Raw genomic sequence first — 23,469 nt, 5'->3', positions numbered from 1 at the left:
AAATCAGGGGCCACAGCCAGATGTCCTCCGCTGAGAGGCTAAGGAAGCAGAAATTCCCAAGGAAGGTTCGCCTTCACGAGGATCGGCTCTCCCGAGCCATCCCGGCGCCATTTCCCCGGATGAAGTCGCGGTCTTCGAGATGGCTTCATCAGGAAGGAGACGAAGATGCGCGGAAAATGTCTGCTCATCGCCAGTCCGCTGATCCCCGCCCTCGTGTTCGGGACGGTCGCTGTCTCGCAAGCCTCGGTCGTTCCGACGTCCGTGAGCGCTGGCGACAGTCACATCACGGCGACCTTGAAGGTCGCGCCGCCCACGTGCACCCGCAACTTCAACGGCGAGCTCAGGACGTTGTGCTCGCGCGGCTTCAACGAGGGATACACCGAAGGGCAAGCCTCATGCAAGGGCCAACAGCCCCGACAGGGGCTGGCCCCTGAGCTGCAGGACGCGGCATACGATCACGGCTACAACGCCGGGTTCAAGCTGGGCAAGGCTTCGTGTTAGCCGCTGCCCATCGCAGCCGTACAGGGGTTCGTGATCCCGTAAGGGTTCCCGAGCCAGAACCGGGCGGACCTGTCCGAACGTCGGGCAGGCCCGCCTCGGTCAGGGCAAGAAACCGCGCATCGTCTCCCACACCGTGCGCTGGGCGGGTCGATAACCGCGAGAAGTCGTCCACCTTCAAGACCAAGGGCCTGGCCGAGAGCTTCCGGTCCGGGCTTCGTCAGGCCGCGCGCAACGGTGAAGCCTTCGAGCTGGAGTGCGGTCTGCCGGCCTCCATGGCCAGAGCCGAGAGCGCCCGCACGTGGTACTCCTTCGCGGTCGCCTACGTTCACGCCGGTGGCCCCACGCGGCGGCCAAGTCCCGCGAGGGCATGAGAGCGATGCGCCGGCCAACATCACCCCCGTCTTTACGGGCAATCTGAAAGGCCGGCCTGATAGCCAGATCATCAGGCGCGCATAGAGACACGACGTCGGCGGGCAACAACCCCGATTTTCAGCCCGGAACGGGCCGCCCGCCAGGGCGATCGGAGACCCACCCCGTCACCTTCGGGTCAGTCCGATGCGAGAGTGCACCGCCTCAAGCCAGTCAGCGGCCATGTCCGTTTCCGTTATGCGGCCGATCAACGCCAGGGTCGAGCTGATGCTCTCGTCCTCTTCCACGGGTTGTCGTGAATTCTGCATCCTGCGGTGTGGCCGGGCCAATAGAAGGATCCATCGGACCTGAACGCCGGACAACTGATGCGCACGCCGTCGCAGCGGGCGACGAAGGGAAAATCGCCCTTCGGCCGCGAGTCGCACCCGCAGCCGCGCGTTTTGCCGCGTGGTAGATGAGGAACTGAACAAGGCCCAGCGCTTCCCGGCAAGGCCAGTGATCCGGCAGAGGCGCGCGTCTTCGGACACCAAGCATGTGCTCATGGCTTTAGTCTCCAATCTCCCCTGGCGGTGGAGGCCGTTCGGGCCTGAAAATCGGGGTGGTTGTCCGCGGACGTCGTATCTCCTTGGTCGTTGAGGCCGTGCTTTAGTCGGACGCCGGGAGCCGCGCCTGTGGGCCTTTCACTGTTGCTGCGAGCACGCGGATCAGATTCGCTTACCGTCCCCTTGCGGCTCCCGCGGGCAACCACCCCTAGTCGGTTCGGCGGTAAGGAGGCCCGATGCTCGCCCCCACCCATGACACCGAGGAGATCGTCGAAAGGGTCGCCGCGCTGGATGTCGGTAAGGCCAGCCTGGTGTGCTGCGCCCGCGTCCCCGACGACAAGAAGGCCGGCAGGCGGCTGCAGGAGGTGCAGACCTACAACACGATGACGCGGTCGCTGCTGTCGATGGCCGATCGGCTGCGCTGCCTGGGCGTCACCCGCGTGGTGATGGAGGCAACCTCCGACTACTGGAAACCCGTGTTCTACCTGCTGGAAGCACAAGGCTTCGAGGTATGGCTGGTCAACGCCCGCGATGTCAAGCACCTGCCCGGCCGACCCAAGACAGACAAGCTGGACGCGGTCTGGCTGGCCAAGGTCGCCGAGCGCCAGATGCTGCGGGCCAGCTTCGTGCCGCCGCCGGCGGTCCGGCTACTGCGCGACCTGACCCGCTACCGGGTGGACCTGGTGGAGGCCCGCACCGCTGAGAAACAGCGGGTGGAAAAGCTGCTGGAGGACGCGCAGATCAAGCTGAGCGTGGTGGCCTCAGACATCTTCGGCGTCTCCGGACGGGCGATGATGGCCGCCCTCATCCGCGGGGAGCGCAGCCCCAAGACGCTGGCGCAGCTGGCGCGCTCCAGCCTGCGCGGCAAGATCCCCGCGTTGGAGGAGGCCTTCACCGGCCGCTTCTCCGACCATCACGCGTTCCTGCTGGCCACCATGCTGGCCCGGGTGGATGCCATCAACGCCGACATCGCCGCCCTCGATCAGAGGATCACCCAGCAGATCGACCCGTTCGCCGCGGCGGTCGAGCGCCTGGATGAGGTTCCGGGGATCGGCCTGACCGCCGCGCGCGCGATCATCGCCGAGATCGGCCTGGATATGAGCCGCTTTCCCACCGCCGCGCACCTTACCTCCTGGGCGAAGTTCGCGCCAGGAGTCAAGGAGTCGGCCGGCAAGCGCAAGGGGAAGAACGCCACCGGGCACGGCAACCGTTACCTGGCCCGCACTCTCGGAGAAGCCGCGGTCGTCGTCGGCCGCACCGACACCTTCCTCGGCGAGCGCTACCGGCGCATCGTCCGGCGCAAGGGCAAGAAGCGCGCCATCGTCGCGGTCGGCCGCTCCATCCTGGTCATCATCTGGCACCTGCTGTCCGACCCCGACGCGCACTTCATCGATCTTGGTGCCGACTTCTACACCCGGCGCACCAACCCCGACCGCAAGAAGCACGCCCACGTCCGCGAACTGGAAGCCCTCGGCTACCGCGTCACCCTCGAACCCGCCGGCTGACCGCTACCGTCTCCGCGAATCTGCTGCATGCCGCGACGTGAGGTTCGCTGCCGCATGTCCGGTGAATGTCCGATTTTCGGATCAGGAGTGGGTGCTGCCCTCACGGCGAGCATCGCGGCGCTGCTACGGCGAAGGTGATCATTGGCCACTACCCCGGATCGCCGTTGTACGCCGGTGAACGTTCGTGGTAACCGCGCTAGCCTTCCTGGAAGTGCCCGGGCGTGCTGATCTGCCTGGCCAGCGGTCGGAGCAGGTCGGCTGTGAGCTGGTTGACCCGCAGCAGCAGGTCGTCCACGCTCAGGAGTCCGATCACCGTGCCTGCCTCCACCACGGGCAGCCGGCGGAACGCGCTCCGTCGGAACATCTCGACCGCCACGTCCAGGTCGTCGTCAGGTCGCACGGTGGCCGGATCCCTGGTCATGACCTCCCGCACCTGCGCCTGGCCGTCCCCTCCCTGCCCGAGCACCCGCAGCACCAGGTCGCGGTCGGTCACGATGCCGATGACCTCCTGTCCGTCGCTGACGACGACGCTGCCGACTCCGGAATGGTCCATCTGCCGGGCGACATCACACACCGCCGTGTACGGCGGCACCACGACCACCGGCGTGGACATCACGTTCTTGATCTTCATGTCCTCCCCCTAGCCGGACCATCGCCAGGGCGGTGAGCGTCGCCCAGGTGACGCCCATGGCGGCCCCACCGAGCACACCCAGGAAGCCGCGGCCTCCAGCACGAACCGTCGAGACGCAGATCGGGCAGCGGCCTGGGACAGCGCCAACCCCCCTCGCCCCGGGCGCACACTCCCCGCCTCTCCACAGTGACGGTCAGCGGGGACCGTTCGAAGAGCAATTGGTCCCTCACATCCGAGTCGTTCGGCCCACGTCCCGGTGCCGCGGAGCGTCGCATGCTGCTCAGCCGACGCCACCGCGACGAAACCGGTCCTTCGACTACGGTCCCGCCGGGGTTCCGTCGCGGTCCTCCTGGGCACGGCCATGGTCCTGGCGCCGGTGTGACGTTCGCCCCTGGTGGGGAGTGCAGCCACGTTCTGGTACCAGGCAAGCTCCTCGGGACCCCGCGCGGGCCCGGCCCGTCCCGGCGGTCACCGCGATGCGTGTGGACGCCACGGATCCGGACGCCCTCGACCGGGCACGGGAAGGCGTCGACGCCGTGCTCAAGCGCGCCGGGATCGACAACGCCCACGTCGCCGGTGCCTACCTGGAACGCGGCATCGGCCCTGGCCCGGACCGGGTCGGCAGGAGGTGCTCCTCCTCTCCGCTTCGCCAACGCAGCCGATGACGCGGTGGAGAACCACACCGGCGGATGGTTTTACCCGCGCCTGATCGGCTGGAACGGCTACCCGGGTACTTCCAGCGGAGATGTCAGTTTCCGGAACGCGTTCGTGCACCACTCCGCCTTCGGCGACGCCCGCCTCGAGATCGGCGCAGCTTCCATGAAGGCCCAGCTCGAACGAGCCAAGCCCGGCGGCATCCCGTTCGACCCAAGGGCCCCTGGTCCTGGTAAAGATCGCCACCAAGGAGACAGCGATGAGCACCACAGATGTCGGCGTCGGCAGCTTCGACATGAAGATCGAGGTGATCGTCCTGCCCGTCTCTGACGTCGAGCGGGCGACGGAGTTCTACCGCAGGATCGGCTGGAGGCAGGACGTCACGCCGCCCGGGGTCGAGCAGTTCACGCCGCCAGGTTCGCCGGGCTCGGTGCACTTCGGGGAGAACATCACCTCGGCCGCGCCCGGCTCGGCCAGGGCGTACGTGATCGTCTCCGACATCGAGACCGCCAGGCGGGCGCTGGTCGCGGCCGGCGTCGACGTCGGCGAGATCTTCCACCGCACCCCGGACGGGCAGGCCGACGGCCTGGATCCGGAGCGCCGCACCTACAACTCCCTCGCCACCTTCAGCGACCCCGACGGCAACACCTGGGTCATGCAGGAGGTCACGACCCGCCTGCCCGGGCGCGTGGACCCGGCTCCCGCCTCCTACACCTCCGCGGGCGAACTGGCCGAGGCGCTACGGCGGGCCGAGGCCGCCCACGGTGAGCACGAGAAGCGCACCGGCGAACCGGACGCGGACTGGCCCAGCTGGTATGCCGCGTACATGATCGCCGAGCAGGCCGGGACGGAGTTGCCCACCTAGAAACCGTGTGGACATGCCGCCCTGTGCTCAGCCGAGCCGGCTCCGGCCGATCGGGCTCACACCTGCGCCAGGCCGCCGTCGACGAAGAGTTCGATGCCGGTGGGAAGGCTGGTTGGCCGGCCCGGCGGGCGCCTGCGTAGCTACGCCAGTTCAGTCGAGGATCGCGGTGGCTTCTATCTCGACCAGATGGTCGGGGATGTCCAGCGCCGCGACACCCACAAGAGTGGCCGGGGGAACGGGAGTGATCCCGAGCCTTCCGGCCGCCCGGGAGATCCCCTCCAGCAGAGCCGGCATCCTGTCAGGAGTCCAGTCGACGACGTACACGGTCAGTCTCGCCACATCGGCGAAGGAACCGCCGACCTCGGCCAGGGCAGTGCCGATGTTGAGGTAGCACTGCTCGACCTGCGCTGCGAGCTCCGGTTCCGCGTCCCAGGCGACCTGCCCGGCGATGAAGACCAGCTTCGTCCCGGACGCGATCGCCACCTGCCGGTAAACGTCGATCGTGGGCAATCCGTCGGGGTTCACCAGAGTGATGGCCATGACGCCTGCTTTCGTAGTCACTTGTGGTTACTCGGGAACCGTAAGAGAGTGTTCTCTGACATGGAAGAACGCACTTTTCAGTGACTGGGGAACCCGATGGTGACCAAGCAGTACGGAAGCTCACCCGAGGCCGCGGACCTCAGACGCGCGGACTCCCTGGCGCGGGAGATCTTCTCGGATGTCGCCAACAAGTGGGCGCTCCTCATCATCGAGGCCCTCGGCGAGCGCACCCTGCGCTTCGGCGAGCTGCGGCAGGAGATCGAGGGCATCAGCCACAAGATGCTCACCCAGAACCTTCGCATGCTGGAGCGCAACGGCCTGGTCGAGCGCGAGGTGCATCCCACCGTGCCGCCGCGGGTGGAGTACACCCTCACCGAGCCGGGCAGGGCTCTGCGATCGGTGGCTGACGGGATGTGCGGCTGGACCCAGCGGTACCTGGCGCACATCGAGGCTGCCCGCGGGCGCTTTGACGCCTGACGGCCGCCGCGGTCACGGGAGGCTGTGGCGGTACGCGCCCGGCGAACGCCCGACCCAGCGCGTGAAGGTGCGCTCGGCTCGGAGAACCCGAGCCGATGGGAGAGCTCGTCGATGGACTCGCCACCGCGGTCCACGGCGATGTCGCGCAGCAGTTCCTCACGGATCCTGTTGAAGGACGTGCCTGTCGCCAGCCGGCGCATGTGCTGGACGCTGATCGACAGCCGGACGGCCACGTCGTCGGCGTTGCAGGTGCCCAGGAACAGGGTGCTGGTGTGCCGGTCGGTGTAAGGGGTCGGGGCCAGCCGTTCGAAACCGCGGGGTGGTTTCTGGTATCCCTACGCCGCGGGCGCGCGTGGCGTCTGGTGTCGATCCGTAGTGCTCGACTGCGAGTCCCGTCGTCTCCCGCGCCGTGGCCGTCGGGAGACGCTTCTCCCGGCAGGTGTCCCTGCCCGGCCTGCTCCGGACGAAGCCTCGGGGAGAACCCCGCCCGGGGCAGACAGCCGCCGCCTGCCCGCCGCCGGACACCGCAAACATGCGACTCTTGGCTCGTCGTTCAAGCTCCGATCTTCGTCTTCGCGGCATGGTGGACATGTCGGTCTGTCGCTGTCTGCAGCCGGTCAGGGTCTGCGGCGCGGCTTGGTGCCTTGCGGTGGTGAGCTGGGCGCGTGGAGCGCTCGCCGGTGACCGGGAGAGTCCGACGCCGTGGCGGGGGAGCGCGGCGTCCACCGGTCGGCGGCGTGCGGGTCACGCAGGCCGATCAACACCGCCCCGGTCAGCCGGCGGGAGCCTCGGTCGGCACGGGCTTGCCGAACATCGCGCAGGCCACGGCCGTCTGGAGCGCCGGGGCGGCCTCGGCGATCTTCGGGTCGGCCCCGAACTCGGCCTGGACCTCCGTCGACATGAGGACGGTCGCCGAGCGGGTGCCGGTGCGGTCGGTGATACTGATGCTGAGGTAGCCGGGGATGCCGCCTTCGTGACCCCAGAACGTGCCGCACGGGCTCGTACCGGTCTGGATGCCGAGTCCGTAGCCGGGCCCGTCCGGCTGCTGCGGGTCCCTCGGCACAGTGGCGCGCAGCTGTGCCAGCTGGGCGGCGGGCAGCAGCTTGCCGGACATCAACGCGGTGTAGAACCGGGACCAGTCCCGTGTGGTGGACACCAGCGCCCCGGCCGCCCCGCTCCACCCGGGGTCATTGTCGGAGACGTCCACGTGACCGTGGTGGCGCGCCCCGGCGAAGTGCCGGAATTTGGCCGGCACGGTCTGCGGCATGTGGGCGGCATCCGGTTCGTAGCCGTGCGCATGGGAGCCGCGCCAGGTGGAGTCCGTGGCGAAGTAGGTGTGCTTGAGGTCGAGCGGTCGGGCGATCCGATCCCGGACCAGATCGGCCAGGCTCGCCCCGGTGACCCGCTCCAGGACGGCGCCGACCGCGGCGTAGTTGGTGTTGCTGTACGACCACTTCGTGCCCGGCGCGAACAGCGGATCGTGCTTCACCCCCACGGCGAGCAGCTTCGCCGAGGTCCACCGCCGCCGATCCTTGCCGAGGATCGACGGCAGGAGCGCGGCGTCATCGGTGTAGTCGAACAGGCCGCTGGTGTGGTTCAGCAGCATGCGCAACGTGATCGCCTTGCCGCCTGGCACCTTGCCAGGCAGCCACTTCTCCACCGGGTCGGTCAGAGCGAGCTTGCCCTCGGCGACCAGTCGCAGCACGAGCGTGGCCATCACGGTCTGGGTGTGGGACCCCATCCGGAACTCGTCTCCCACCTTGAGCAGGTGATCCCGTCTGGTCCAGGTGGCCTGCTCGGCGATCTCGATCGGCCGGCCGCGGCCGTCGTCGACCCGCACGACCACACCGGGCGCCCCGGCGTCCACCAGGTTCCGTGCCAACTGCTGTAGCTGAGCGCGCTGCGCCGTGGTGCCGCTCCAGTCCGCGTACGGCGTGGCCACGGCGGCAGCGGGGAACGCCGCGGCTACGGTCATACTCACGGCCAGCGCCGAAGCTGTGACCGTACGCAGCCGGCGTGGCCGCGCACGATCCGACGAAAAGACAGGTTGGGACATTGACCCGTTCCTCCGGGTGATAGGTGATAAGGGATAGGTGACGCGGACCGCCTCACCCTCCGACGCGCCCCTCACAAACCGCACGCTGTCGGCAGCGCGACCGGTATCGCCCTGCTTCGGGGCAAGATGTCGACGGGCTGGACCCGCGCAGCCGGCGGGGTGATGGACATCATCGTCTGGCGCACCGGCAAAGACGGCGTTCCCCTCGGGGAGATGCCCGCTGGTCATCGTGCGGGGTGCCCCACCTCGGGTCAGGTGGTCATGTGAAGCCCGATTTCGGAATGGGAGGTAGATCTGGATTTCCACTCCGGCTTTCGCGGTGCGTTCACCCCTGGTTCAGCCTGGCCGCATTTCGTCAGAGCAACGGAATTGGGGTGAGGCGAACCGCGCCCACACCCCAATCCGATGGAACGAGACCGTCTACCAGACGTTTGTGCAGGAGAGCACCGAACCGTCCGCGAACTCCGCCGTCGACCGCACGCACACGATGACATCGGAGAAGTCCGCCGCGGCGTGCGCACTGCTCGCACCCATGAACGTCGCGCCAGCCAGCGCGACTACCGCCAAGACCCTGCTGATCATCTTCTTCATTTCCGCTTCCCCCAGAAGGATTCATTCGCGCTGGATGTTTCGTTCAAGGATGGCGGGGGCGACGGGCAGTTTGAAGATCGACGGGTGGCAGGATGCTGCGGGATCGAAGGCAGCATCATGCAATGGAGGCCGGCCGAACCGGACTTGTCGCAGTGGGCGATGCGGCCGTCCCCGCCACCGGCAGCGTGTCGGTGAGTCACGAATCCTCGGTGGACGGCAGCCGGCTCAGGGCGTCCAGACCGTGCCGCAGATGAAAGAGCGCACCGCGACCTCGGCAAACACGCTCCGCTCGCGTTATCAGTTCCAAGCAGCCTGGCTCATCCCCGAACGCCCGGGCCGAAACTCATCGCAGAAGGACGGTCTTCCCCCGACACGTCACGGGAGTGTCAAAGCGTGCCGAGTGCCTTGCGCAGCACGTGGACAGCCTGGTCGATGGCCGCTGTGGTGGCCTGGGTGGAACGCACCGGGTTCAGCATCATGAAGTCGTGGATGATGCCGTTGTACCGGACGCACGCTGTGGGAACACCGGCCTGAGTGAGTTTGGCGGCGTATGCCTCGCCCTCGTCCCTGAGGACATCGTTCTGGTCGACGATGACCAGCGCCGGCGGGAGGCCCGCGAGTTCCTCCAGGGAGGCGCGCAACGGTGACGCGGTGATCTCTTTGCGCTGCGCTCCATCGCCCGGGATGTACGCGTCCCAGAACCAGGCCATCGCCCTCGCGGTGAGGAACGGCCCGTCGGCGAACTCGCGGTAGCTGTCGGTGTCCTGCGCCGCGTCGGTGACGGGGTAATAGAGCGACTGGTGCACGAACCGCACGTCACCGCGCTGCTTGGCCATGATCGCCACCGCGGCGGTCATGTTGCCGCCGACCGAGTCGCCGGCGACTGCCATGCGGCTGGCGTCGAGCCCTTCGCCGGCGCCGTTCTTGATGATCCACTGCGCGGTCGCGTACGCCTGCTCGATGGCGACGGGATAGCGCGCCTCCGGGGAGCGGTCGTACTCGACGAAGACCAGGGCCGCACGCGCGCCGTTGGCAAGTTCGCGGACAAGCCGGTCGTGCGTGGCCGAGTTGCCGAGGATCCACCCGCCGCCATGGATGTAGAGGATCACCGGCAGGAGGCCGGTCGTCCCTTCAGGCTTGATGATGCGCACCTGGACATCTCCGACCTCCGCCGGAACGGTGATCCACTTGTCGCCGGCGACGGGCTGCTTGTCGATCGGAGCGGACTGAATATCGTCGAGTACCTTGCGGGCACCCTCAGGTCCGAGTTCATAGAGGAAGGGCGGGTCCGCGGTGGCATCCGCGATCTCCTGCGCTTCCGGTTCGAGTACGTGCTTGCTCATGTCTCGAATCCTTTCGGCGATGTGGCGGATCCAACCACTCACGTGGTTAAAGCCCTCTCAAATCCGTTCGATCGCCGCGTTGGAGCCTGCTCCTCACGGGGCCGCGATGCCAGGGAGCGAACCTGGCTCTGCGGCTGCGCCGGGCCTCCACGCCTGCGCCAGGTCCGCGCCTCGCTAGATCGTCGGTTGGACGCCCGCGATCAGGGCCGTGGTCACCCTGTGCATGCGCCGGCGCAGGTCGGGAGTGTGGCTCAGCACGAGATGGTGCGCGGTCCCCACCAGGGCGAGTGCGAGCGAGTCCACGTCGGCTTCGGCCTGGACGCGGCCGTGTTCGCGTTCGGCGCGGAGGTAGGCGGCGAAGGCGCGCTCGCCGGAATCCATGTGCAAGGTGCCGTCGGCGAGTGCGTCGCCCAGCCGGGGAATGAGGGACGGCCTGGCCATGACGAGCCCGGCGAGGGCGAGCAGGTTGCTCGCGAACAACGTCTCGACGGCGTCCAGGAGGTTGTCCACCACGCGGCCCGTGCCCGCCAGCCCAGGCAGGCCGGCCAGGCTCTCGCCCGTCCGGGCCGCGCGATCGAGGAGCAGCGCGGCCAGGAAGCTGTCCAGGTCGGCGAAGTGGTTGTAGAGCAGGCCGGTGGCGCACCCGGCCTCCTTGGTGATGGCGCGTCCAGTCAGGCCGGCCGGGCCCTCGCGCAGCAGTACGCGCTCTGCCGCGTTGAAGAGCTGCTGTCGTACATCAGGGATCGCAACACCACGCGGGGACATGACCAGCCAATCTACCGGAACCGTCTTTACAAAGAATGAGCATGTGCTCATGCTATATGAGCACATGCTCATTCTTGCGAGGAGGCTGAGGAACATGGCAGGAAAGGCCGTCATCGTCGGAGCAGGAATCGCCGGGCTCGCCGCCGCGCTGCGGCTGCACCAGATCGGCTGGGAACCGCTGGTGGTCGAGCGGGCTCCGGCCCGCAGAACAGGCGGGTACGTGGTGGCGTTCTTCGGGCGCGGCTACGACGCCGCCGAGCGCATGGGCGTCCTGCCCGCGCTGCGCGAGCGCTGTTCTGGCGCGGTCGCCATGGCCTACCTCAAGCCTGATGGCCGGCACCGCTTCACCGTCCCGAACCATACGGTGCGGACCCTGCTCGGGGAGCGCGGCCTCACGCTGATGCGCGGCGACATCGAGGCGGCACTGTACGAGCAGGTCGAGGAGAACGTGCCGATCAGGTTCGGGACCACGCTCACCGCGGTGGAGCAGCACGCCGGCGGCGTCCGCGTCGAACTCGACGACGGCACCACGGTCGAGGCCGACCTGCTGGTGGGCGCCGACGGGCTGCACTCGAAGGTGCGCGAGCTGGTCTTCGGCCCGGAGAACCGGTTCCGCCGCGACCTCGGGCACGTCATCGCCGCCACGACGCTGGATCACCTTCCTGACGGCGCGCCCGAACGCGCTTTCACCACCGTCACCCGGATCGGCCACCTGTTCACGATCGCCAACCTCGGCCCCGGCAGGACCGCGGCCTTCTTCACCTACGGCACCCCCGACCCGGCCGCCGAACTGGCCAAGGATCCGCTGCGGGCCCTGGCGGAGGTCTTCCATGACATCCCATGGACCGCGCCGGACGTGATCCGGAAACTGACCGCCGACCGGCTCTACTTCGACAGCGTCAGCCAGATCGTCGCCGGCCGGTGGAGCGACGGGCGGGTGGTGCTTCTCGGGGACGCCGCCTGGTGTGTCACCCTCTTCGCGGGCTACGGCTCCTCGCTGGCTGTCGCGGGAGCCTACGAACTCGGGACGGCCCTCCAGCGGCAGCCCGGCGACCTGCCCACCGCCCTGCGCGACTGGGAGGCCCGGCTGCGTCCGGAGGTGGAGGAACGCCAGGCGATGGGCCGCCGCAACAGCGGAACCCACGCCCCCGCCAGCCGGCTCGACCTGCTGAAGCGAGACCTACCCCTGCGCCTGAGCACCCTGCCGCCGGTCACCCGCTGGCTGGGGAACCGGCTCCGCATTCACCACAAGTGAGAGGCCGGCCGACCCGGGGTTCTGCTGGGCGTCGAGGATCATGCGAACCCGGCCCGGACGAGTTCCCGGTCGTCGGCGATGACGACGCGCGAACTCCTCATGCCGCGACCCCGAGCGACCCCGAGCGACCCCGAGCGGCGCCGAGGCGGCGACCGCGTCGAACGTGGCCTCGGCCCGGTCGGGATCGCCGCGCACCACGACCGGCCCGGCTTCGGCCTGGACGACCATGAGGCTGACCGCGTGGGCGAGGACGTCGTGCATGTCCTTGGCGATGCGCGCCCGCTCGCGTTCCGCGGCCAGGTCGAGCCGGCGTGCCGGGACGGCACGCACCCGCTTGAGGAGGGACGCGATCCGGCCTTCTCCATTCATCACACAGAAGCCGGTACGGCAGGCTCGACCACGCGGTGCCGGGCCTCAGCCAGACGCGACGCGCGGGACACCCGGGCCAGCGCCAGGTAGGAGATCAACAGGAAGGCGGCGCCCAGCGGCATGAGGTCCTTCTCCACGAACGGCACCAGGACATCAACGATCACCAGGACGGGCGTCCAGGCCTTGACGCGGCGCTGGACCGCAAGCCGGAGTACCAGGCCGATCTGGGCGACGAAGAAGAACAGCGGCCCGAAGTCGTAGATCACCTGCTGGACCCCGGGAACCGCCTGCACCTGGTCGAACAGCACGCCCATCGCGGCGTGGTCGGCTGACCGGAACCCGATGACGATGTCGATGGCGAACTGGGCGATCAGCGTGGCGATACCGACATATCCGGCGAAGGCCAGCCCGCTGGCCAGCCGTCCACGACCGGCCAGCCTCCGCATCTCATGGAAGGTCATGGCGAAGAACACCAGAGCGCCGATGAAGGCCAGGTGCCCGGTTGTCCAGGCGAGCCCGGGACCACGGCTGCCGTCCAGGCCGTCCAGGATGCGGATCACGCCGTAGGTGAAGGTGAGGACGGGGGCGGCGACGAAGGCGATGCGGGGGTTCATCTCGTTGACTCCTTAGCTGCGATGACCTCCCCCATCCTGGTTTCGCGCGGCCTTACGGACATCGCCGAGGCGAGTGAACTGCCCCATCCCTCTCAAGAGGGATCCGCCGCGCCGGACGGGCTCCCGAGAGCGGCAAGCGATGAGGTAACTCAACGTACACGCGCTCACCCAGCGCGAGCCGTTTCACCCCTGCGCGACCACGGCGCACACTGGCTACTGCGCCGCACCCGCAGCCGGCTTGTCGCACCCGCTCCCGGAGGGCAGGCCATAGAGGCCACGTTCGGCCGGGTACGGCGTTCGCCCCGCCTTGGCGCACACCGCGGTCAACGCCTGCTTGAGGCTGAGCGGGTAGGTGTGAACACCGCCGGAGGCGTCGACACTGCGCAGCGCCCGGCCGCCGTCGCCGAACGCGACGGCCAGCACGTCGCCGTCATGCTGGAAAGCAGGCCCGATCGGAGTTCCGGTGCCGACGTCCCACAGCCGGACCGTGTTGTCGTAGCCGCCTGTGGCCAGGGTCTTACCGTCGGGGCTGAAGGCCGCCGTGGCGATCCAGGCCTCGGTGTGGCCCCGCATCACCGGCCCGGACGGTTGCCGTAGTGCAGGATCCCACAGCGTCACAGAACCGTCGGCCACCCGGAGCAGGGCGTGCCGGCCGTCGGGAGTGAATCCGAGGTTCTCCGTCGAATAGCCTGGCATGCGGAAGCCCAAGGCTTCCGTGCGCTGGCAGGTCGGTTCCGTCGCCAGGTCCATCACGCAGACCCCGTTGTCCGGGTGGCCGACGACGACGCTCGCGCCGTCCGGCGAGAAGGCCAGGGTCTCGGCGAACACCTGATCCACCTTCGCGCTCTGGCGGCCGGTGCGGGTGTCCCATACGCGAATGCTGAAGCCGTTGTCCGCCGAGTCTTCGTCGGCGACGACGACGGCCGCGGCCAGCGATGAGCCGTCCCGAGAGAAATCCAGAGCCAGGATCTCGCCGCTGCCGGAGGAGGAGATCGGACGTTCGTGGTCGAGCGTGTACTTGGCGCGCACCTTCCCGGCGGCTGTGTCGATCAGCACGACTTCGGCTCCGTCACCGTGGACCGCCAGCAGGCGTCCATTGGGGGAGAAGCGTAGCGGGGGCCGGTAAATGCCCTGGATGACGGCGGAGAAGTCCGGACTCACCCATGGCTCGCGGAACGCGTGGACAACGCGTCCGGTGTCCGCTTCCATGATCCGTAGCTTGGAGTCGTCCATGACGGCGAGCAGCCGTCCGTCGTTGCTGAGAGCGGCCGACTTGACCGAACCCACGCGTGAACCGGGGCGCGTGAGCGGGCGGGCGTCCACGATGCGCACCTCGCCGTCGCTCATCATGGTGAACAGGTCGCCGTCGGGGCTGAAGGCGATCGCGGAGCCGACCGGATGCTCGAACGTCTGCAGGACGTCCATCGGCCGCCAAGGGTCTTCGGGTCCCGCGACGGGCATCGTGGGAGACAGTTCGAGGCTGGTGGACCGTCCCCAGATGACGACCTGGCCGCACAGCTCACCTGCGAGCACTTTCGCCGAGGCGTCGAAGGCCAGCCGCTCCGGCCAGCACTCGTTCGCGCCGGAGTTCATCACCGGCGTCTCATGCAGCGGGAAGGCGGCCCTGCCCACATGCCGGCCGAGCACTCCCTTGCGCACCGTCCACACGTCGACGAAGTAGGTCCGGGGGTCCGCGTCGACGCTCATGGAGTCCCGCTGTACGGCCAGCAGCCGCCCGTCCGGGCTCAGCTGCGCGAAGCGGAAGCGGTCCTCGGATCCCCCGATCTTCTCAAGGGAGACGATCCGCCCGGTACCCGCGTCCGAGATGCCGATGGACGACCCCGCTGTACAACCGACCATCGTGCCCGGGTGGCGTGGCCCCGCGAACACGGCGGACTTGCCGCATGTGGCTTTGCGCAGCAGCCGGCCCCTGCCGTCGAATCTCAGGTCGTTGCGATCCAGCACGCCGTCGTCCCACGCGACGGGGCCGCCCACCTGTTCGCCGTCCGCGGTGCGCCGAATGGTCACCACGGGTCCGTAGTTGCAGTACGCGTCCTTGCATTCGGCTGTGGCCAGGTAGCGCCGGTCGGTGGACAGGAAGGCGACCCGCACCTTGACCTTGTGCTCGACCCCAGGGACCCGGGCGAGGATCCGCCCGGTGACGGCGTCGGAGATCACCGCGGCGCCGTCCTTGATCTCGACGAGCGACCTGCCGTCCTGGCCGAGTCCTATGGCCCGCGTGGTCCCACGGGTCAGGCTCGGCTGTGCCAGGGAGCCGAGCAGCGCCCTCCTCGTATCGGGAAGATCGGCAGTTGTGGCGGCAGCGGCGCTCAGCAGCAGCGCGGCCGCGGGGTCCGACTCCCGCAGGGTCTCCGCTCTGGCCGCCAGCTGCCTGGCCACAGCGTCATCGCGTTGACGCTGGACCTCGCGACGGCTGAGCTCCATCAGCCCGGCGAACGTCGCCGTGGCGACGAGCAGGACGGCCAGCGTCATCGAGATCACGCGGCGGCGCCGTAACCGTCGCTGGGTCAGTCCCGCGCTGCCGGAAAGGAACGCCCGCTCCACCGAGGCCAGCTGCAGGCGGCGGCGGCCGGCGGCGGCCCAGGCGGTCGCCTGGTCGAGCGCCACTCCCTGGTACAGGTCGCTCTCTCGGCGGCCGTGCCCGTTCCAGTTCCGCGCGGCCTCACGCAGCCGCTGGTAGACGGGTAGCCCAGGGCCCTCCTCGGCGATCAGTGTGCGTAGCCGGGGCCAGGCCTGGACGAGCGCGGGATGGGCCAGGCATATGTCGCCGTCGCGCACATGGACCACGCCACCGGCGGTCAGCGCGGACACGACCGGCTCGATCGTCGCTCGGCCCAGCTCATCGGGATCGACACTGCTCAGGGAGCCGTCTCCGTTGACCATGCGCAGCAGGAGCTGGTCGGCCACGCTCTGCTTGTCCGGGGACAGCCGCTCGAAGGCGTGCTGGGCCTGCTCGCCGAGGTGCGGGTCGGCCGTCCTCCCTCGAACCTCGGCCGCCGCCCGGCTGCCGGCCTGGAGCAGGCCACCGTTCTCGGCCGCCCCGACCAGGCCGAGCAGTAACTCGCGTGCGGTGGGCCGGGCTGCGGGGTCCTTGGCAAGGGTGGCGGACACCAGACTCTTCAACGGCTCGGCCACCGCGCTCAGGTCGACTTCCTTGCGGAGCACGCCGTTGATGGCCGCGGCGACATGCTGTCCGGAGAACGCCGCCGTGCCCGTGGCGGCATAGACGATGACCGCGCCCCAGGCGAACACGTCAGCGGCGGCGGTGGGCAGACCGCCCGAGAACAGTTCGGGAGCCATGTATCCGGGCGTGCCCATGATGCCGCGCGAGGCGGTCAGCGAGTTGTCGACGATGCGGGCGATACCGAAATCGATCACACGTGGCCCGTCCGGGCCCAGCAGCACATTGTCCGGCTTGAGATCGCAGTGGGCCACTCCCGCGTCATGGATGGCGGCCATCGCCGTGGCGATCCCGATCGCCAGGCGGCGCAGAGCATCGCCGGAATAGGGGCCGTCGCGGGTGACGGCCTCACGAAGGCTTGGACCGTCGACGTACTCGCTGACGATATACGGCCGCGCCCCTTCCAGATCGGCGTCGAGAACGCGGGCCGTGCAGAACGGCGCCACCCGGCGTGCGGCCGCGATCTCCTTGGCGGCGGGCCTGCCCAGGCCCGCCTCGGAGTGCAATACCTTGATCGCTACCCGCTCGCCGGTCGCACCGTACCCCTCGTACACCACGGCCTGTCCGCCACTGCCCAGGCGGCGCGCGATGACGTAGGGTCCGACGAGCTGAGGATCGTTCATGATCTTAGAGAGTCCATCAACGGACGTGTGGCCGCAACTCGCCTGACGCCAGTGGCAGGGGCGGGCCAGGATCGCCGTAGGCAAGGCCATCCGGCGAGTCCCGGCCCGCGTCGCCGAGGCCGATCCGGTCATCGCCGACGAACCGCACGACACAGTGCGGACAGGCCTGCGATTGACGGGGAGTACGGCCCGGCGCTCGGCTACCTGATGAACAGGTAGTCGGCCTGGTAGGGGACCTTGGCGATCGGCGTGGCCTTCGGGTCACAGGGACCGCTGGGCGCGACCCCGCCGACGGTGTTGAGCCGCATCACCTCGACGGCCTGCGCCAGTCGGCCCTGGTCGCCTCCGGTCTGGGTGGCACGCAGTTCGAGCTCCGGGATGTTGCCGGTCCCGTTGGGCGTCCTGAGCAGGAGAGTGCCGGTGACGGCGCTGCCGTCCGGCGCGACCCACTGCGGCGGCCCCGCCTTCGGCTCGACGAACGAGTGCTTGATGTCACCGTTGAGCAGGGCGGACACGTCGTGCTGCGTGAAGGCGAACGCGCCGTTGTCCTGGCTCGTGCACGCGTAGATCTGCTTGCCCCTGATCACGGGGGCGACGTCGACCTTCGGCCCGTCCTCGCCGACCGGCTGGCTCACCCTGTGCAGCTGACCTCGTACGGCCCCGCCGGGGAACCCGTTCGTGTGCAGGTCGGTGGAGAAGGAGGTCGGGTCGGCGGTCAGAGCGGCCAGCAGGTCACCGTCGTCGACCGTCACCGAGCCTCTCGCCACGTAGCCGAACTGGTCGGACGCGAAAAGCGGAACCTTGACGTCGCCGTTCGCACCCGCCACCCCCGCGTGGATGTGCGCCGCGGTCGGCACGTCGATGCCCTGCCACCGCACGGTGTAGGTGAGGGTCGAGCCCTTGATCGTGATGACCTCGACGGCCCGGCCGTCCAGGTCGCCGACGGCACCGTCGGCGCCCGGTATCTCGTTGCGGCCCAGCAGGCTCGCCACGAGGTGAACCGTCCCCTCGTCGGCCGTGGAGGACGCCGCGATGGCGGACGTGCCCGTGCTCGTGATCACGCCGGCCGCCAGTGCCAGCGCGGCACCTACCGCTGCCGGCCGTATCCGTTGAAGGACGTGCATCTCAAATCCTTTTCGATGTGGCGACGCACCTGACGCCGCCTTCGTGGACATCGGCGTTCCATCTCGTTCCAGGACAGATCCGCAGCACGCGGAAGCCGTGTTCCGTCTATGTGCCGGCGCGGGACACCCATGCCGGTCGGCGGTGCCGTCTCGCTCCGTTCGCAGGAACGGGACGGAACGCCTCAGGGAGTGAGGCAGGTGGGCGTGGAACGAGATCCACGCACAGGCGGAGAGGCGGCTGCGATGCGATGTGTCTTTTATGGGACCGGGGGTTTTCTGGGGCGGATCGACGGCGAGACACGTTGTGCTTTCTGGGCGGAGGAGCCAGTCGATCACGGCTTCGCCCCGAACCGGCTCATCGAGATCGATCTCGCCCGAACTCCCTCGGCCGCCGCCGCGAAACAGATCGCCTGGGATGACGTGCAGGTCGATGACTGCTTCACCGGGCCAAACGGCATGACGAGCGGCACGACACTCGGCCCGCGTTGGCCGGAGGTGCACATCGCCGGTGCGGTCTATCTCGAGCACGGTTTCGTGGAGTCACTTCCCCACGCCCTGCGTCCAGCGTGCCCTCCGGTGGGGGTGAGCGGGCACCGGCATGAGTACATGACCGCCGTCTACTGGCCGCACCTGGACGACCCGCGGGCCGGCAATCGCTACACCGGTCACCACGCCGAAATCCTTCAGGAGCAAGGCTCATTGGCGCGCGTGGCGGTTTACCCGCCGGGCACGTCGCAGCATCCGGGCGTCCGCCCGATCACGATGTGGCTGGATCTCCGCTCCGCGGAGCAGTGTGACGCCGGACCAGCCAGCCTGACCACGATCGGCGTCGACGACGCACCCAAACACGGCGCGCTGTTCTTGATCAGCGGCCGGCTACCCCACGATTGCCCGGACCCAGAGGATTCGCGATGAACAACGAACCCAACCCTTCCGCATCTCACACAACCGCCGATCGACCCCGCCGGTCGTGGTCCGGGGCGCTGCTGACCGCCGCCCTGCCGGTGACCGCCGCCGTCGCACTCAACGTCACCCCGCCGGCCACGGTCCTGCCCGGGCCCGAGCTTTCCGGCGCCCCGCGCCCCGCCGCCGTCGTGGCCGGTGAGGAGTGCGTTTCCACGCTGATGGCCGGCGCGCTCAACGCGGTGAAATGGCCGGACTGCGCCGGTGACTAGCGGGGTGACCAGACGGATACCGAGTCCCACAGGCACATGTCCCACGTGGTGATCGGCGCCCTGCCAAGGGTTCCCGGCCTGGCGCGTGATTCCGTACCTCGCACCGGCCCGCCACCCCCGTCCATCGCACCATCCCGACCACACGCCAAGGAGTAACCGTGCATCCCGACTCTGTCCCCTCGGCGCCACCGGTAGCCGATCCTCCGGCAGTCCCCGGCCTCGCGCACCGACCCCGCCGCCCGCACCTGGCCGCGCTGTTCGACAGCGGTGCGTTCGTGGTCACCACCGCGCTGCTCGTCGTGAGCGAACCCAAGCTCCCGCCTTTCGCGGGTGACTAGCGGCCATGCCCGCCCCGCCGGCCTCACTCAACATCGCTTCGCCGGACTGCGCCGAGGCCTTCTTCGCCGGACGGATCGCGCGCTGCGTGAACCTGCAGCACGCGGGCTCGCTCAGCGAACTGCGTGACGTCCTCGAACGCCGCCTCGACCAGGCCGTCTCGCCGGCGACACTCGACCTGATCGGCCACTCGACCCGTGGCCATCGCCTGCTCCGCCTGGGCGACACACCGATCGACATGCTCGATCCGGTCGTGGCACGCTTCTTCCGGACGCTGGCCCAGGACCGGCTGCTACCGCGGCTACAGATCGTCGCGGTGCGCCTGCTCGGCTGCGAAACCGCCGTCACCGACGCCGGCCGGCGCACGCTGCGCATGCTCGCCCACACCCTGGGGATACCGGTCTCCGGCACCGGCAAACCGCTACTCAAGAGCCACTCCACCGCTCGCGGCTTCGATCCGGCCTTCGCTCACATCCTCGTCGAGGCCTCGCCCTGGCACGGTCATCCGGGTCGGTAGGGGGCAGTGGAGGACCTTCACTCATCGGCGTCGGCTCCGTCCGCAGCCGTCAGGGTGTTGAGCAGTTCGGCGGGCGGCGTCGCGCGGCCGGCCGTGAGTGCGGAAGTGAAGGCCGCCTCGCCGAGCTCGGCGCGGAGCGTGAGCCGCAGGTGGCTGTCGCCCACACCGCCGTGGCCGGCGGGTGTCGCGGCGCCCAGCAACTGGGCGGATCGGGCGGCGAAGCCGGCGGCGTGTTCGGTCTCGGCGAGCAGCCGCAGGCCGGTGGCGATCAGATTGTGGTCGTTGATGGCGATCGCGGTGTCGACCCCTTTGCGGAGATGGCGTCGCGCGCGTCGGTGGTGGCCGTGCGAAGCGGCTGCGCGGCCGAGACCTAGCAGGCAGTAGGTCACGCAGCGGAGGTCTCCGATGCGGTGGAACTCCGGGAGGAGATCGGTGAAGAGCGCCGTCGCCGACTCTTGGTCGTTTCGGTGCTGGCTGAGGCGGGCTCGGTGGAGTTGGGCGTGGAGGCGTTCGTGGTCGCTTCCGGTGCGCAGGGCGAGGTCGAGCGCCTCGTTCAGGCAGGTCTCGGCCTCTGCCAGGCGAACCTCGTCGCGGATCAGCCGGCTCGCGATGTAGTTGAGACAGTTGGCGCGTTTCACGCGGTCGCCCAGCCGTCCGAACAGGGCCGCCGCGGCGCTGAGCCGATCCACCGCCGTCGCGGTGTCGGCCGCCACGTTCGCGAGCGTGGACAGCGCCAGCGCGTGATGCCAGTCATCACCCAGCCGCTCGAAGACCGCGGCCGCGCCGTCGAGTGCCCGGGCCGCTTCGGCGGGAGCGGGCCGGTGAACGGCCACGCAGCCGGTCGCCAGGACGGCCAACGCCTGCTCCTCCTCGGTCGCCGCGTGGTCCGCCGCCCAGCCGGCCAGCTCGAGTGCCTTGTCAGTGTCCTGGTAGCAGAGCAGAAGGCAGGAAGTGATCGCGGCGCGGACACCCAAGGAGCCTTCAGGGAGGGGCCGGTCGAGCAGCGCGTTCACCCAGGTGAACAGTTCGCCGCGGGCCCCGAGGGTCTCCCATCCGGTGCCGACGCCGGCGAGAAAGCCCCAAGCCGCGGCGGTGTCACCGGAGTCGAGGGCGCGTCGCACGGCCGTCCTCAGATCGGTCCAGCGGTCGGTGAACCAGCGCAGGGCTGCCGTCTGGTCCCCTCCTCTCAGCGCGGGAACGATCGACACGGCGTGCGTCAGATGGTGGCGGGCGTGCCGGTCGTGGATCTCCTCGTGCTCTTGCCGTTCGGCCAGCCTGTGGTGGGCGAACTGGCGGACGCTGTCGAGCAGGCGGTACCGCGTGTCCCCGCCCTGGCGGCGGGCGGAGATCATGGAGCGGTCCAGCAGGCGTGGGAAGACCCGGGTGAGGTCGGTGTCGGTGAGCGGTGGCGCGGCCAACACCTGCATCGCGGTGTCGTAGTCGAACTCGCCGGGGAACACCGAGCAGCGGTCCAGCAGGAGGCGCTCGTCGTCGTCCAGAAGGTCGTAGCTCCACTGCAGGGCCGCCTCAAGGGTGCGGTGGCGGTTGGGACGCGGCGCATCGGTCAACAGCGCGAACCGGTCGTCGAGCAGGCGCAGCAGCTCGGCGGGCGAGGCGAACCTGGTACGGGCGGCGGCCAGTTCGATGGCCAGCGGCAACCCGTCCAGGCGGCGGCAGATCGTCGCGAGCACAGCCGCGTCGGCCGGCGTGATGGTGAGGCCGGGCGCGACGGCGGTCGCGCGGTCGGTGAACAGCCGGACGGCGGCGCAGTCCAGGATCTCACCGGAATCGGCGGCCTCGTCGGGAATCGGCAGCGGCGGAAGCTGGTAGACGGCCTCGCCGCTCACACCCAGCGGCCCGTAGCTGGTCGCCAGCACGCGTAGACCGTCGGCCACCGCCAGCAGACCGGCCAGCAGGGCCGCGACGGCGTCGACGACGTGCTCGCAGTTGTCGACCAACAGCCAGCACGGGCGTGCTCGGATCGCGGCGATGATCTGCGGGCCGAGGTCCCTGCCGTCGCCGCCCACGCCGAGGGCGTCGGCGAACGCCCGGTCGACCGGTCCGCCGGGCGGGACCGAGGCCAGATCGACCAGGAGCGCGGGAGGCAGCCCGACGGCCTCGTGAGCCACGTACAGGGCGACGCGCGTCTTCCCGATGCCCGCGGGCCCCGTCACCGTGACCATGCGGTCATCGGTGACCAGCTCGGCGAGTTCGCGGAGCTCATGCTCCCTGCCGACGAACGACGACAGATGCCTGGGCAGGGCGTGAGCTCGCTTCCGGAGCCGCGCCGCGCCTTCGACCAGATCCCTCCTGGCCGCGTGGTCGAGCTTGCGCAGCAGGGACGACACATGGCTCTCCACGGTCCGCTCGGACAGCCCGAGCCGATCGGCGATCTCACGGTTCGCCAGCCGTTCACCGACCAGCCAGAAGACCTCCGCCTCCCGCCTGGTGACCCCGGCCTTCCGCAACGCCTCTGGTATCGCGGCGTCCTCCATGACGCGATCATCCCCCAGAAAAGTTCCGTACTGAGCACGGATGTGCCTGCTTCGAGAATGCCGTGTGATATCGGGAGCCTCCCGAAAGGACCACGTTATGGCAAGCTCCGTCACCGACATGATCACCCGCGCTCGCGCACAGGTTCGGAACCTGTCGGTCGCCGAGGTGGCCGAGGCCCTGGAGTCCGGCACGGTGACCCTGATCGATCTGCGTGAACCCAGCGAGGTCGCCCGCGACGGGGGCGTTCCGGGCTCTGTCCTCGCTCCGCGCGGCATGCTTGAGTTCTGGGCCGATCCGGCCAGCCCCTACCATCGGCCCGAGTTCGACCCCGCCGCCACGACCATCCTGTACTGCGCGTCAGGCGGCCGTTCCGCGCTCGCCGCCCTGGTGCTGCAGGAACTCGGCTACGCCGGCGTCGCCCACCTCGACGGAGGCCTCAAGGCGTGGAAGGAGCACGGCCGCCCCGTGACCCTCCAGGCAGAGGAGGAGCGTCGGTGACGGGACACGCGCTCGGCGAGAGGTTCGCGCAGGCTCTCGCCGCCAAGGACCGCGACACGCTGCGCACCCTGCTCGGCGACCCGCTCGACTTCAAGGCCCTCACCCCTGGAGCCCACTGGGACGCCGACAGCCCTGGTGAGGTCGTCGACCAGATCATTCTCGGTCACTGGTTCGAACCCGACGACGACATCGAACGTCTCCTGCACGTCGCCACCGGCCGCGTAGGCGACCGCGAACATCTCGCCTACCGCCTGCAGGTTCGTACCGGATCCACTCGCTACCTGGTCGAACAGCAGGTCTACTACGCCGTCGCCGGCGAACGAATCATGTGGCTGCGCATCCTGTGCTCTGGTTTCCAGCCCATCCCGGACCAGGAACCCGACCCGGCATGACCTCCAACGGTTTGAGGCGTCGTGCTCGA

At 69.2% G+C, this 23,469-nt stretch carries 23 protein-coding genes; 12 read left to right on the top strand and 11 right to left on the bottom strand.

Annotation, left to right across the window (positions count from 1 at the left end; translation table 11 throughout):
- Window positions 1-165: 165 nt before the first annotated feature.
- A complete protein-coding gene (locus ACWEVS_RS41315) occupies window positions 166-501 on the top strand; it encodes a hypothetical protein (RefSeq protein WP_449919147.1) in 336 nt (111 codons plus the stop codon).
- 1,147 nt (window positions 502-1,648) lie between these two features.
- Window positions 1,649-2,917, top strand: coding sequence for an IS110 family transposase (locus ACWEVS_RS41310; RefSeq protein ID WP_452556306.1), 1,269 nt, complete (start codon window positions 1,649-1,651; stop codon window positions 2,915-2,917).
- 196 nt (window positions 2,918-3,113) lie between these two features.
- Here ACWEVS_RS41310 and ACWEVS_RS41305 read toward each other — a convergent pair whose 3' ends face one another.
- Window positions 3,114-3,548: a CBS domain-containing protein gene (locus ACWEVS_RS41305; RefSeq protein ID WP_449919154.1), complete on the bottom strand. Its 435-nt coding sequence runs from the start codon at window positions 3,546-3,548 to the stop codon at window positions 3,114-3,116.
- Window positions 3,549-4,024: 476 nt separating this feature from the next.
- On the opposite strand from ACWEVS_RS41305, the gene ACWEVS_RS41300 reads away from it, so the two are divergent.
- Window positions 4,025-4,213: a hypothetical protein gene (locus tag ACWEVS_RS41300; protein ID WP_452556304.1), complete on the top strand. Its 189-nt coding sequence runs from the start codon at window positions 4,025-4,027 to the stop codon at window positions 4,211-4,213.
- A 248-nt stretch (window positions 4,214-4,461) separates the two neighbouring features.
- Window positions 4,462-5,067 carry a VOC family protein gene (locus ACWEVS_RS41295; protein ID WP_452414760.1) on the top strand — a complete coding sequence of 202 codons (606 nt, stop codon included), beginning with the start codon at window positions 4,462-4,464 and terminating at the stop codon, window positions 5,065-5,067.
- Window positions 5,068-5,217: 150 nt separating this feature from the next.
- On the opposite strand, the gene ACWEVS_RS41290 is transcribed toward ACWEVS_RS41295, so the two are convergent.
- Complete coding sequence (locus ACWEVS_RS41290; RefSeq protein WP_452556302.1) at window positions 5,218-5,607, bottom strand: RidA family protein; 390 nt, start codon at window positions 5,605-5,607, stop codon at window positions 5,218-5,220.
- A 96-nt stretch (window positions 5,608-5,703) separates the two neighbouring features.
- Here ACWEVS_RS41290 and ACWEVS_RS41285 point away from each other — a divergent pair, with 96 nt between their 5' ends.
- Entirely contained in the window at window positions 5,704-6,084 is a 381-nt protein-coding gene (locus ACWEVS_RS41285) for a winged helix-turn-helix transcriptional regulator (protein WP_452556300.1), read from the top strand.
- A gap of 772 nt (window positions 6,085-6,856) precedes the next feature.
- Here ACWEVS_RS41285 and ACWEVS_RS41280 read toward each other — a convergent pair.
- The 4 genes from ACWEVS_RS41280 to ACWEVS_RS41265 form a co-directional block, all read right to left on the bottom strand.
- Entirely contained in the window at window positions 6,857-8,059 is a 1,203-nt protein-coding gene (locus ACWEVS_RS41280) for a serine hydrolase domain-containing protein (protein WP_452556322.1), read from the bottom strand.
- Window positions 8,060-8,560: 501 nt separating this feature from the next.
- Complete coding sequence (locus ACWEVS_RS41275; RefSeq protein WP_449919168.1) at window positions 8,561-8,731, bottom strand: hypothetical protein; 171 nt, start codon at window positions 8,729-8,731, stop codon at window positions 8,561-8,563.
- Between the two features lie 386 nt (window positions 8,732-9,117).
- Window positions 9,118-10,074, bottom strand: a complete 957-nt coding sequence (locus ACWEVS_RS41270) for an alpha/beta hydrolase (protein WP_452556298.1) — start codon at window positions 10,072-10,074, stop codon at window positions 9,118-9,120.
- 174 nt (window positions 10,075-10,248) lie between these two features.
- Window positions 10,249-10,839 (bottom strand): TetR family transcriptional regulator, encoded by a 591-nt coding sequence (locus ACWEVS_RS41265; protein ID WP_452556296.1) that lies wholly within the window; start codon window positions 10,837-10,839, stop codon window positions 10,249-10,251.
- A 94-nt stretch (window positions 10,840-10,933) separates the two neighbouring features.
- Between ACWEVS_RS41265 and ACWEVS_RS41260 the strand changes: the two genes are divergently transcribed.
- Window positions 10,934-12,094 (top strand): FAD-dependent monooxygenase, encoded by a 1,161-nt coding sequence (locus tag ACWEVS_RS41260; RefSeq protein ID WP_452556294.1) that lies wholly within the window; start codon window positions 10,934-10,936, stop codon window positions 12,092-12,094.
- Here ACWEVS_RS41260 and ACWEVS_RS41255 read toward each other — a convergent pair.
- The 4 genes from ACWEVS_RS41255 to ACWEVS_RS41240 all read right to left on the bottom strand — a co-directional run bounded on the left by ACWEVS_RS41255 (window position 12,020) and on the right by ACWEVS_RS41240 (window position 18,026).
- Window positions 12,020-12,463: a histidine kinase gene (locus tag ACWEVS_RS41255; RefSeq protein ID WP_452556320.1), complete on the bottom strand. Its 444-nt coding sequence runs from the start codon at window positions 12,461-12,463 to the stop codon at window positions 12,020-12,022. The two genes, ACWEVS_RS41260 and ACWEVS_RS41255, sit on opposite strands and share 75 nt — an antisense overlap.
- Window positions 12,463-13,077 (bottom strand): hypothetical protein, encoded by a 615-nt coding sequence (locus ACWEVS_RS41250; protein WP_452556292.1) that lies wholly within the window; start codon window positions 13,075-13,077, stop codon window positions 12,463-12,465. Before ACWEVS_RS41250 ends, ACWEVS_RS41255 begins: the two co-directional genes overlap by 1 nt.
- Before the next feature lie 213 nt (window positions 13,078-13,290).
- Window positions 13,291-16,902: a WD40 repeat domain-containing serine/threonine protein kinase gene (locus tag ACWEVS_RS41245; protein WP_452556290.1), complete on the bottom strand. Its 3,612-nt coding sequence runs from the start codon at window positions 16,900-16,902 to the stop codon at window positions 13,291-13,293.
- 200 nt (window positions 16,903-17,102) lie between these two features.
- Complete coding sequence (locus ACWEVS_RS41240; RefSeq protein WP_452556288.1) at window positions 17,103-18,026, bottom strand: CHRD domain-containing protein; 924 nt, start codon at window positions 18,024-18,026, stop codon at window positions 17,103-17,105.
- 198 nt (window positions 18,027-18,224) lie between these two features.
- Between ACWEVS_RS41240 and ACWEVS_RS41235 the strand changes: the two genes are divergently transcribed.
- The 4 genes from ACWEVS_RS41235 to ACWEVS_RS41220 all read left to right on the top strand — a co-directional run bounded on the left by ACWEVS_RS41235 (window position 18,225) and on the right by ACWEVS_RS41220 (window position 20,054).
- The gene (locus ACWEVS_RS41235) at window positions 18,225-18,941 is read left to right on the top strand and encodes a hypothetical protein (RefSeq protein ID WP_452556286.1); all 717 of its coding nucleotides are present in this window, start codon (window positions 18,225-18,227) and stop codon (window positions 18,939-18,941) included.
- Window positions 18,938-19,201: a hypothetical protein gene (locus ACWEVS_RS41230; RefSeq protein ID WP_452414746.1), complete on the top strand. Its 264-nt coding sequence runs from the start codon at window positions 18,938-18,940 to the stop codon at window positions 19,199-19,201. Before ACWEVS_RS41235 ends, ACWEVS_RS41230 begins: the two co-directional genes overlap by 4 nt.
- 158 nt (window positions 19,202-19,359) lie before the next feature.
- On the top strand, window positions 19,360-19,539 hold the full coding sequence (locus ACWEVS_RS41225) for a hypothetical protein (RefSeq protein WP_449919193.1): 180 nt from the start codon (window positions 19,360-19,362) through the stop codon (window positions 19,537-19,539).
- A 5-nt stretch (window positions 19,540-19,544) separates the two neighbouring features.
- Entirely contained in the window at window positions 19,545-20,054 is a 510-nt protein-coding gene (locus tag ACWEVS_RS41220) for a hypothetical protein (RefSeq protein WP_449919196.1), read from the top strand.
- Between the two features lie 17 nt (window positions 20,055-20,071).
- On the opposite strand, the gene ACWEVS_RS41215 is transcribed toward ACWEVS_RS41220, so the two are convergent.
- A complete protein-coding gene (locus ACWEVS_RS41215) occupies window positions 20,072-22,549 on the bottom strand; it encodes an ATP-binding protein (protein WP_452556284.1) in 2,478 nt (825 codons plus the stop codon).
- 97 nt (window positions 22,550-22,646) lie between these two features.
- On the opposite strand from ACWEVS_RS41215, the gene ACWEVS_RS41210 reads away from it, so the two are divergent.
- Both ACWEVS_RS41210 and ACWEVS_RS41205 read left to right on the top strand, forming a co-directional pair.
- Entirely contained in the window at window positions 22,647-23,048 is a 402-nt protein-coding gene (locus ACWEVS_RS41210) for a rhodanese-like domain-containing protein (RefSeq protein WP_452414741.1), read from the top strand.
- Complete coding sequence (locus tag ACWEVS_RS41205; RefSeq protein ID WP_452414740.1) at window positions 23,045-23,440, top strand: hypothetical protein; 396 nt, start codon at window positions 23,045-23,047, stop codon at window positions 23,438-23,440. Before ACWEVS_RS41210 ends, ACWEVS_RS41205 begins: the two co-directional genes overlap by 4 nt.
- Window positions 23,441-23,469: the final 29 nt, after the last annotated feature.

This window comes from Nonomuraea sp. NPDC003754, assembly GCF_053605785.1.
The sequence above is the reverse complement of the archived record's forward strand: the minus strand, read 5'-3'. Positions and strand labels throughout refer to the sequence as shown.

What these genes read in the sequence shown, in the direction of transcription:
- ACWEVS_RS41315 (WP_449919147.1), top strand. Translation starts at nt 166, where the DNA reads ATGCGCGGAAAATGTCTGCTCATCGCCAGTCCGCTGATCCCCGCCCTC.
- ACWEVS_RS41310 (WP_452556306.1), top strand. Translation starts at nt 1,649, where the DNA reads ATGCTCGCCCCCACCCATGACACCGAGGAGATCGTCGAAAGGGTCGCC.
- ACWEVS_RS41305 (WP_449919154.1), bottom strand. Translation starts at nt 3,548, where the DNA reads ATGAAGATCAAGAACGTGATGTCCACGCCGGTGGTCGTGGTGCCGCCG.
- ACWEVS_RS41300 (WP_452556304.1), top strand. Translation starts at nt 4,025, where the DNA reads ATGCGTGTGGACGCCACGGATCCGGACGCCCTCGACCGGGCACGGGAA.
- ACWEVS_RS41295 (WP_452414760.1), top strand. Translation starts at nt 4,462, where the DNA reads ATGAGCACCACAGATGTCGGCGTCGGCAGCTTCGACATGAAGATCGAG.
- ACWEVS_RS41290 (WP_452556302.1), bottom strand. Translation starts at nt 5,607, where the DNA reads ATGGCCATCACTCTGGTGAACCCCGACGGATTGCCCACGATCGACGTT.
- ACWEVS_RS41285 (WP_452556300.1), top strand. Translation starts at nt 5,704, where the DNA reads ATGGTGACCAAGCAGTACGGAAGCTCACCCGAGGCCGCGGACCTCAGA.
- ACWEVS_RS41280 (WP_452556322.1), bottom strand. Translation starts at nt 8,059, where the DNA reads ATGACCGTAGCCGCGGCGTTCCCCGCTGCCGCCGTGGCCACGCCGTAC.
- ACWEVS_RS41275 (WP_449919168.1), bottom strand. Translation starts at nt 8,731, where the DNA reads ATGAAGAAGATGATCAGCAGGGTCTTGGCGGTAGTCGCGCTGGCTGGC.
- ACWEVS_RS41270 (WP_452556298.1), bottom strand. Translation starts at nt 10,074, where the DNA reads ATGAGCAAGCACGTACTCGAACCGGAAGCGCAGGAGATCGCGGATGCC.
- ACWEVS_RS41265 (WP_452556296.1), bottom strand. Translation starts at nt 10,839, where the DNA reads ATGTCCCCGCGTGGTGTTGCGATCCCTGATGTACGACAGCAGCTCTTC.
- ACWEVS_RS41260 (WP_452556294.1), top strand. Translation starts at nt 10,934, where the DNA reads ATGGCAGGAAAGGCCGTCATCGTCGGAGCAGGAATCGCCGGGCTCGCC.
- ACWEVS_RS41255 (WP_452556320.1), bottom strand. Translation starts at nt 12,463, where the DNA reads ATGAATGGAGAAGGCCGGATCGCGTCCCTCCTCAAGCGGGTGCGTGCC.
- ACWEVS_RS41250 (WP_452556292.1), bottom strand. Translation starts at nt 13,077, where the DNA reads ATGAACCCCCGCATCGCCTTCGTCGCCGCCCCCGTCCTCACCTTCACC.
- ACWEVS_RS41245 (WP_452556290.1), bottom strand. Translation starts at nt 16,902, where the DNA reads ATGAACGATCCTCAGCTCGTCGGACCCTACGTCATCGCGCGCCGCCTG.
- ACWEVS_RS41240 (WP_452556288.1), bottom strand. Translation starts at nt 18,026, where the DNA reads ATGCACGTCCTTCAACGGATACGGCCGGCAGCGGTAGGTGCCGCGCTG.
- ACWEVS_RS41230 (WP_452414746.1), top strand. Translation starts at nt 18,938, where the DNA reads ATGAACAACGAACCCAACCCTTCCGCATCTCACACAACCGCCGATCGA.
- ACWEVS_RS41220 (WP_449919196.1), top strand. Translation starts at nt 19,545, where the DNA reads ATGCCCGCCCCGCCGGCCTCACTCAACATCGCTTCGCCGGACTGCGCC.
- ACWEVS_RS41215 (WP_452556284.1), bottom strand. Translation starts at nt 22,549, where the DNA reads ATGGAGGACGCCGCGATACCAGAGGCGTTGCGGAAGGCCGGGGTCACC.
- ACWEVS_RS41210 (WP_452414741.1), top strand. Translation starts at nt 22,647, where the DNA reads ATGGCAAGCTCCGTCACCGACATGATCACCCGCGCTCGCGCACAGGTT.